Source organism: Veillonella sp. VA139, from assembly GCF_003992005.1.
Lineage (GTDB): Bacteria > Bacillota > Negativicutes > Veillonellales > Veillonellaceae > F0422.
Map to the genome: position 1 here is coordinate 1 of NZ_RQVL01000043.1, position 7,772 is coordinate 7,772.

Below are 7,772 nucleotides of genomic sequence, written 5' to 3' on the forward strand. Positions count from 1 at the left end.
CGCAGGATTCTTTAGTGACGAGGAACCCTCTTTTAAAGCTAGGTAATTATTTTTCCAACAAAAACTTGACACCGTCATAGCTAGGTTAATATATTGACGTTCTTATATACTTTCACGTATACTAGTATTATATGGATAATAACTAAGAAGAGGAAAAATCTTTTGAACACATCACAGAGAGCATTGGGTTGGTGGAACAATGTATGTAGTAGAAAGAGGGTAGCCTCGGAGTTGGCATGGTGAACTAGAGTAAGTGTGCCCGCTAATCAGCGTTAACGATAATGAGTGATTGCTACGGCAATAATCTAGGTGGTACCGCGGAAGTATAGACCCTTTCGTCCTAATGGACGAGGGGGTCTTTTTTGTATATTTTGCAGAGGGAAACTATGGATTTAGTAAACTATATCGGAGAAACCAGTTCTTACGATAAAAAAGTACAGCTAGAACGGCATAAACTTAAAAGTTGGCTAAAATCTGTTAGTGCATTTGCCAACTCAAAAGGCGGGGTGCTTATTTGGGGAATTGACGATGAAGATAGGCTAGTAGGCTTAGATGATGCAAAAGGTGATTCTGAGTTCATCAGCACAATGATTAAGAATAAGCTAGACCCTATACCTAGAGTTAACTTAGAAATCATCAGGAATGGTAATAAAGATTTTATTATGTTACAGGTGTATGAGGGAAACGAAACTCCCTATTATTATGTAGATAGTGGAAATAGGCTTGCCTTTATACGAGTCGGAAATGAAAGCGTTGTAGCCGGTAGTGTGCAACTAAATAGCCTTATTCTACGAGGTATGAATAAAACATTTGACACTATATTAACAACTATTTCGATAGAACGAGCTGCATTTTCTAAGTTAAAATCTGTATACTTTCAGCGAACGGGTAATGATTTGCGAGACAATGATTTATTATCTTTTGGGTTAGTTAGTAGCGATCATTATCTTACAAATGCAGGAGCGTTATTAGCTGATGAGCCACTGGTTCGTCAGTCAAGGGTGTTCGCCACAAGATGGAATGGTCTTGATAAAACGAATGGTAGAGAAGAGGCTCTTGATGATAAAGAATTTGAAGGAAGCCTTTTGTTATTGCTGCAAAATAGTATAGATTTTGTAAAAACCAATTCTAAGAAGCGTTGGAAAAAAGTTGATATCTATCGCGTGGAATATCCTGATTATCCTGAGAGAGCAATACAAGAAGTATTGGTAAATGCATTGATTCATCGTGATTATGGTGAATTAGGGTCAGAAGTTCATATTGATATGTATGATGATAGATTAGAAATATATTCTCCTGGGGGCATGATGGATGGAACTTTCATTCAAGAATTAAATCTATCAAACATTTCATCTAAACGTAGAAATCCGATGATTGCTGATGTATTTAGTAGAATGCACTTAATGGAGCGACGGGGCAGTGGGCTAAAAAAAGTGTTGGATATCTACGAGTCACAAGAAGAATATGATGTATCTTTACGACCAGAGTTTCGTTCCACTCAAAGCTCTTTTTTCGCTGTACTAAAAAATTTGAACTATGACTATGATAAAAGAACGGCGGTAGAAAACGGCGATAAATGGGCTATCAATCCCGATATTAAGGGAAGTAGTTTTGATGATGGCGATATAAGAGTGGCGATAAAAAATAATGAAAACGGCGATAAAGGGGTTGTAAATCCTGATATTAAGAGAAGTAGTTCCGATAGTGGCGATATAAGGACGGAGGTAAAAACTGGCGATAAAGCAACGATAAAAAATGAACAAAAAAAGCAAATACTTGTTTTTGCTGAAATAAATCTTTTTTTTAAGGCTAAGGATATCGCGGAACTATTGGGGTTACAAGCATCAAGAGCAAGATACTTATTACAGGAATTAGTGAAAGATGGTAAAATCAAAGGAATTGGTAATAATAAAGGTAGAAAGTATCAACTAATAAAATAATTATTACATCCAAAATAGGAGGACACATGAAAGAATATAAGAATTTAACTACATACAATCCGAAGGAGATTGAACAACAATGGTATGCATATTGGGAAGAGAAAGGCTATTTCCATGAGGAAGTGGACACAAATAAAGAGCCTTTCAGTATTGTCTTGCCGCCACCAAATGTAACAGGTCAATTGCACATGGGTCATGCCCTTGATAACACCTTGCAAGATATTTTGATTCGTACGAAACGTATGCAAGGTTACAATGTGTTGTGGATGCCTGGTACAGACCATGCAGGGATTGCAACGCAAGTAAAAGTAGAAGAAAATATCATGAAAACAGAGGGAAAATCTCGTCATGAGTTAGGTCGTGAAGAGTTCTTGAAACGCGTATGGGAGTGGAAACAAGAATACGGTAGCACTATCGTAAAACAAATTCGTAGTTTAGGTGCTTCTTGTGACTGGACGAGAGAGCGTTTTACCTTGGATGAAGGTTATCATGAAGCAGTATTGAAAGTATTCGTAGAGTTATACGAAAAAGGTTTAATCTATCGTGGAGAACGCATTACTAACTGGTGTCCTAATTGTTTGACTGCATTGTCTGACATTGAAGTAGAACACGAAGATGAAAATGGTCATTTATGGCATATTAAATATCCTGTAATCGGTGAGGAAGATGTATTCTTAACAGTAGCTACCACACGCCCTGAAACAATGTTTGGTGACGTAGCCGTAGCGGTGAACCCTAACGATGAACGCTATGCGCATTTAGTGGGCAAAGAATTATTGCTTCCATTCGTAAACCGTCATATCCCAATCATTGCCGATGAATATGTAGATCAATCTTTTGGTACTGGTTGCGTAAAAATCACGCCAGCTCATGACCCTAATGACTTTGAAATGGGACAACGCCATAACTTAGAAAGTATTGTGGTGATGAACCCAGATGGTACTATGAATGCAGGAGCAGGTCACTTTGTGAACATGCCTCGTGAATTAGCGCGTAAACAAGTCGTAGCAGAATTAGAGGCGCAAGGTTTATTAGAAAAAGTGGAAGAACATGGTCATAGTGTAGGTCATTGTTCTCGTTGTAACACAACAGTAGAACCTATGGTGTCGAAACAATGGTTCGTATCTATGGAACCATTGGCAAAACCTGCTTTAGAAGTGGTACGTGACAAATCCATTGAATTTGTACCAGAACGGTTTACTAAAACATATACCAACTGGTTAGAGTCTATTCGTGATTGGTGTATTTCTCGTCAATTGTGGTGGGGACATCGTATCCCAGCGTGGTACTGCCAAGATTGTGGGGAAACGATTGTAACGACAGAAACATTGACAGAATGTCCACATTGCCATGGCAAAGTAGAACAAGATCCAGACGTACTAGATACATGGTTCAGCTCTTCGTTATGGCCATTTGCCACAATGGGTTGGCCTGACAATACAGAGGAAGTGAAACATTGGTATCCAACTAGCGTTATGGTAACAGGCTACGACATCATCTTCTTCTGGGTAGCTCGTATGATTTTCATGGGCTTAGAATTTAAAGAAGAAATTCCTTTCAAACACGTGTTCATTCATGGATTAGTACGTGATAGCCAAGGTCGTAAAATGAGTAAATCCTTGGGCAATGGCATCAATCCATTAGAAGTGATCGAAGAATACGGTGCCGATGCGTTGCGCTTTACCTTGGTAACAGGTAATACGCCGGGTAACGATATGCGTTTCTACATGGAACGTGTGGAAGCAAATCGTAATTTCGCCAACAAAATCTGGAATGCCTCTAAATTTGTGTTGATGAACTTAGAAGGTTTTGATGAAAGCTTCGTACCAAGCGCAGAAGACTACACATTGGCAGATAAATGGATTCTAGAAGAATACAATAAAACAGTCACAAACATTACGAATAACCTTGATAAATTTGAATTAGGGGAAGCAGCGAGCGCTGTATACGATTTCATTTGGAATACGTACTGCGACTGGTACATTGAATTAGCGAAACCTCGTTTGTACAACAAAGAAGGTGGTCGTGACCGTCAAACAGCTCAATACCTATTGGTATCCATTCTTCGCCATATGATGGAATTATTACACCCATTCATGCCATTCGTCACAGAACACATTTGGCAACATTTACCACATGAAGGGGACAGCATCATGGTTGCTCCATGGCCAAGTACATTATCCATGGAAGGTTTCGGCTCTGCAGCGGCTCATATGAATGTAATGATGGACGGTATCAAAGGTATCCGTAACATGCGTGCAGAAATGAATGTACCAATGGGCAAACGTTCTGAAGTTATCTTAGTACCTGCTACAAACGAATTGAAAGGTATCTTAGAAACCCATGGTGATTATTTCCACACCTTGGGCTGGGCTGAAAAAGTAACAGTACTTTCACCGGATGCGCCAAAACCAGAAAATGCTACAGTAACAGTAGTGAATGGCTTAGAAGTGTACTTGTTGTTGAAAGATTTAATCGACGCAGACAAAGAAAAAGAACGTATCGCCAAAGAACAAGCCACAGTATTGAAAGAAATCGCTCGTTTAGAAGGCAAACTGAACAACCAAGGATTCTTAGCGAAAGCTCCTGAAGCGGTAGTAGCGAAAGAAAAAGAAAAATTGGAAGAATACAAACAAAAACAACAAGCCTTGAACGAACGTGAAGAGTTCTTAAAAACATTAGCATAAGGAGATCCATCATGAATTATACGGAAGCGATTGCCTACCTAGAAGAGGTAGCCTCCTTTGGGATTCATCCAGGATTAGAGCGGATTACGGCTCTATTAGAAGAGCTAGGAAATCCACAAGATACATATAAAACCATCCATGTGACAGGAACGAATGGTAAAGGGTCTGTTTCTACCTATATTACCTATGGCTTGTATATGAGCGGGCTTCGAGTGGGGACATTTACGTCCCCGCATCTGCAATCCTATACGGAGCGCATGCGTGTGAACACGGCCTGTATTACAGAAGAGGCTTTTGCTGATTTAATTGAACGTGTAAGTCATGCTGTGAAAGTTATCATAGACCGCGGCGTGGAAGCACCTACACAATTTGAAATCTTAACGGCATCGGCGTTCTTGTTCTTCCAAGAACAAGGCGTAGACTATGCCGTTATCGAGGTAGGCTTAGGTGGATTACTAGACTCTACGAATGTCATTACTCCAGAAGTGGCAGTAATCACCAATGTAACCATCGACCATCAAGCTTATTGTGGTGATACTGTAGAAGAAATTGCCCGCCATAAAGCAGGTATCATCAAGAAAGGTGTGCCTCTTGTAACAGCTGCCCAAGGGGGAGCTCTTGATGTGATCAAGGAAACGGCTCGTTCTCTAGGCGTGACCTACCATGTGTTTAACGAAGATTTCACTATCGATAGCCGTAGTGCACTACCAATGGGGCAAATGATTACTGTAAAAGATAAAGTAGGCCATAAAGATATGCTCTTTACCTCCATGCATGGTATCCATCAAGCCCTGAATTTAGCGTGTGCAGCAAGGGTATTGCAAATCTTGAAAGACAAAGAGCCAGCAGTAAGTGAAGAGACGTACCGTGAAGGTTTAGCTCGTGCTACCTGGCCGGGACGGTTTGAAACCTTCAAAGTCCATGGCAGGACAATCATTTTAGATGGGGCTCACAATGCCAGTGGAGCAGAAGCCTTTTCTATGACATATAATGAACTGTATCCAGAACAACCGAAAACTGTGGTGCTTTCCATTTTGGAAGATAAAGATGTGTCCACTATGGTCAGCTATTTAGTGGGACAAAAAGACCGAGTGATTACGGTGCCAGCTCCTACGCCACGTGGTATTGATCCAGCACAATTGGCAAAACAAATGCCAGTCCAAGCAGACCCTATGGAGAGTATCCAAGCGGGGTTAGACTATGCAATGAAAACAACGAAAGACGGCGATATCATCGCTGTGGTGGGGTCCTTATACATTCTTGGTGACGTGCAACAATGGCTCGCCCAAGAAATGGGGCATTAATGGGTGCCCTACGTAGACTATCTGTAGACCAATGGATAGTCTACCTCCTCTATGGGGCAACGGTGTGTATTCCTTTATTACCCATAGGTGGCAATATTCTTGTCCTTGTGGCTGGGATACTGGCATTGTTGTTCGACCGCCAACGCTTTTCTGGTACCTTGCATTGGTTGCAGTGGATGGTCTTAGCTTATCTGCTGTGGACGGCTCTATCCATTGCTAATTCTGTAAACGTTCAGTGGTCTGCCTTGAGCTGGCTCTACCACATAGGGATGTATGGCACCATCTATTGGTTGATGACCTATTATATGGATACTGAAAGACGACAGAAAACGTTTTTGTCTCTCTTTTGTGTGACCGGGGTTCTCGTGTGTTTAGGTGCTGGGTATCAGTATTTTTACATGACTCCAGAGCATATCCATGAATGGGTGGATAATGTACACTTCCCAGGGCTTATGCGTCGCATGTACGGGACATTGCAGAATCCAAACTTGCTAGGAGAATACTTGCTATTTGTCCTATCTATTGGCGGCTTAGACACGATACAGGTTCTGAAAGTAAAAGATTGGAAACGATGCGTCATTATGATGCTGGCTCTTATCTTCATGCTATTATGTCTTGTGCTGACCTACTCCAGAGGGATGTGGCTCAGCTTGGCAGTAGTCGTCTTTGTGGCTGGACTTTGCGTAGAACGGAGATTACTTTATACCCTATTAGCAGTGCCCCTAGTATTGTTCTTGTACCATGGGGAAGTGTCCAGTCGTCTCTGGTCCTTATTTAGTGGTCAAGACACATCAGTTATGCTCCGCTGGGCTCTATGGGATAGCACTATGTACATGGTGGAGGACTTTCCTATCTTTGGTATCGGGTGGGATGCCTTTTGGATGACCTATCCAGCGTATAATTATTTTATACAAGATCCAACGGTCATTATCTATCATGCTCATAATCTATATTTGCAAATCGCGGCGGAGACAGGCCCTATATCGCTCTGCATGTTCCTCGCCATTTTAATCGGTCATAGTCGAAATGTGCAGAAACAGGGCACCCTAGGAGTGCCCATGCGATATGGAATGACGTTGATCACAGTGGCTGTATTAGTAAGCGGCCTTTTTGACCATGCCTTATACAGTCAACAAGTGAGCCTCGTATTGTGGCAACTTTTGGGATTTGCCATGAGTGCCATTCGAAAGTAGCCTTTCCTAGCTGGCTATGGCGATTATATAATTTAATCAAAAGGGAAGAGCACGGTATACCCCTCTCAAACTGCATTTCATAATGTTTGTTCGGGGCACACCGTGCTCTTCTTGTGTTTGTGTGAGTAAGTATAAGATTGCCATAGAACAGCTAGGAACCGTGCACATTCTCATTCTAACGAGAGAGTGTTGGGCCCTAACACACCCCTTCACAAGCTATACAGTGGTTATGCTTGCTCAGGGGTATGTTACGGGCTTTTGCATTTGAATAAGTAGTAAGTATGCGACCGCCATAAAGGCTGCTATACTAAACGGCGTTCTTAAGAGACTTACTAATTAGTATTAAGATGAATAATAACTTAAGATTATGTAGAGAAATAAAAAAATGTTATGAATAATATAACCCATAGAAATGCATAAACATAAATAGAGTAACTAGGTAGGATTAATAATATCGAAAAAAGTGAGAGTAAACCAACAATTATAGATATAAGGAGATAAAGAGTATAACAAAAAGTTATACTCACTCTATTTTTCTCTATTCTGTATGCCTATTATGCATATATTTACAGTTAGTGTAAAATGTTTGTGGGAAAATAAAATAGCAAAAGAAGGTCAACCTTTGTTACAATGAATGTATTCCAAAAA

General features: G+C 40.7%; 4 protein-coding genes and 1 other annotated feature. All 4 genes read left to right on the forward strand.

All coding sequences use genetic code 11. The annotated features are described in order from the left end of the window. Nucleotides 1-135: 135 nt before the first annotated feature. Nucleotides 136-346, forward strand: a binding site (T-box leader). 40 nt (nt 347-386) lie between these two features. The 4 genes from EO125_RS09560 to EO125_RS09575 are packed head-to-tail and all read left to right on the forward strand — an operon-like array spanning nt 387 to nt 7,124. Next, a complete protein-coding gene (locus tag EO125_RS09560) occupies nt 387-1,940 on the forward strand; it encodes an ATP-binding protein (RefSeq protein ID WP_127148697.1) in 1,554 nt (517 codons plus the stop codon). A gap of 26 nt (nt 1,941-1,966) precedes the next feature. Beyond that, nucleotides 1,967-4,627, forward strand: coding sequence for a valine--tRNA ligase (locus tag EO125_RS09565; RefSeq protein WP_127148698.1), 2,661 nt, complete (start codon nt 1,967-1,969; stop codon nt 4,625-4,627). Nucleotides 4,628-4,638: 11 nt separating this feature from the next. Further along, a complete protein-coding gene (locus tag EO125_RS09570; protein WP_127148699.1) occupies nt 4,639-5,931 on the forward strand; it encodes a folylpolyglutamate synthase/dihydrofolate synthase family protein in 1,293 nt (430 codons plus the stop codon). Next, the gene (locus EO125_RS09575; protein WP_127148700.1) at nt 5,904-7,124 is read left to right on the forward strand and encodes an O-antigen ligase; all 1,221 of its coding nucleotides are present in this window, start codon (nt 5,904-5,906) and stop codon (nt 7,122-7,124) included. The genes EO125_RS09570 and EO125_RS09575 overlap by 28 nt, the downstream gene beginning before the upstream one ends. Nucleotides 7,125-7,772 lie beyond the last annotated feature (648 nt).

Coding starts and splice junctions, on each gene's coding strand:
- EO125_RS09565 (WP_127148698.1), top strand. CDS start 1,967: ATGAAAGAATATAAGAATTTAACTACATACAATCCGAAGGAGATTGAA.
- EO125_RS09575 (WP_127148700.1), top strand. CDS start 5,904: ATGGCTCGCCCAAGAAATGGGGCATTAATGGGTGCCCTACGTAGACTA.
- EO125_RS09570 (WP_127148699.1), top strand. CDS start 4,639: ATGAATTATACGGAAGCGATTGCCTACCTAGAAGAGGTAGCCTCCTTT.
- EO125_RS09560 (WP_127148697.1), top strand. CDS start 387: ATGGATTTAGTAAACTATATCGGAGAAACCAGTTCTTACGATAAAAAA.